Source organism: Starkeya nomas, from assembly GCF_902703545.1.
Classification (GTDB): domain Bacteria; phylum Pseudomonadota; class Alphaproteobacteria; order Rhizobiales; family Xanthobacteraceae; genus Ancylobacter; species Ancylobacter moscoviensis.
On the sequence record NZ_CACSAS010000049.1, the window covers coordinates 1 to 1070 of the forward strand.

General features: G+C 67.9%; 2 protein-coding genes. Both read right to left on the reverse strand.

Annotated features, from left to right (window positions below; all coding sequences use genetic code 11):
* Window positions 1-24: 24 nt before the first annotated feature.
* Window positions 25-393, reverse strand: a complete 369-nt coding sequence (locus STARVERO_RS23225; RefSeq protein WP_159602639.1) for a phage tail protein — start codon at window positions 391-393, stop codon at window positions 25-27.
* A 2-nt stretch (window positions 394-395) separates the two neighbouring features.
* A partial coding sequence (locus STARVERO_RS23230; protein ID WP_200837962.1) for a hypothetical protein occupies window positions 396-1070 on the reverse strand: 675 nt, incomplete at its 5' end.

The window sequence follows — 1070 nt, forward strand, 5'->3', positions numbered from 1 at the left end:
TCACGCGATAGATGCGGTCCACCGTCATGCCGCCCTCAACTCCACTTCAAACGCGATTTTCTGGCCGTTGTACTCGCTCAGATCGGAGACGCGCTCGACCACGAAGGAGCCGAGCACGTCGGCCGCAAAGCCCTGCATGCGGAGCGCCGGCAGGACCCGCCCGGAGCGCTGGCTGCCGCGAATGGCCTGGTAGTCGGCCTCGCCGCCGATCGCGTCGGGGAACAGCACGCCGGTGATGACCATGGTGTCGCGCCGCATGCCGTGAAACTGCGCTCCATCGGCGGCGCCCCAGCGCGGGAATTCCGCAAAGGCCGCCTCCGTCGAGAAGTCGACGCTCTTCCCGTTGAGGCCGATCACCTTGAAGACGTGCGGCCCGATCGACATCAGCGCCATGGTCAGCCCACCGTGTCGTTGAGGGCGCCAGCGCCGGAGCCGAGGCGCGCAAGCTGGCGGTCGATAGCGCGGGCCGACCGCCGGGGATCGGACGCGCCGTTGACCGTGATGTGGTTGGTCTGGGCGAAGCTGCGCGAGTTGCTGATCGAGCTCGTCTGCTTCGGTTTCGATGGCGGCAGCGGCACGGGCGCCCCCTCCTTGGCGGGTGCCCCAACGCTTCCAGGCGCGAACTGAGGCGAGATCGTCGGCGTGACGGTGAAGTTGAACAGAGACCGAATGCGGTCGGCGATCGAGCTCGCCTCCTGCACCGCCTGTTCGCCCTCGGTCGCCACGGCGTTGGCCACGCCCTGCATCGAGGTCGCCATCGCTTCCTTGGCGCCGGGCAGCGACATCAGCCGATCCAGCTCGGCACGGGCGGCGGCGAGTTCTTGCTCGATCGTATTCAGCCAGCCGCGAGCATATTGCGTGCCTCCGTCCACCTCACGCTGTGCGGCGGCACGCTGCTGTTCCAAGGACTGGACCCGGTTCTGCGCGGCGAAGGCAGCTCTGTGCGCGCCCCGCATGCCGGCCTCGACGTCCTTCTTGAGCTCGGGATCCTTGTCGACGGCCTCCTGCTCCGTGGGAGCGAGGGCCTCTCCCTTCGACTTCTTGGCAACAAGTGCGTCCACCTGTGCGGC

Coding starts and splice junctions, on each gene's coding strand:
- STARVERO_RS23225 (WP_159602639.1), bottom strand. CDS start 393: ATGGCGCTGATGTCGATCGGGCCGCACGTCTTCAAGGTGATCGGCCTC.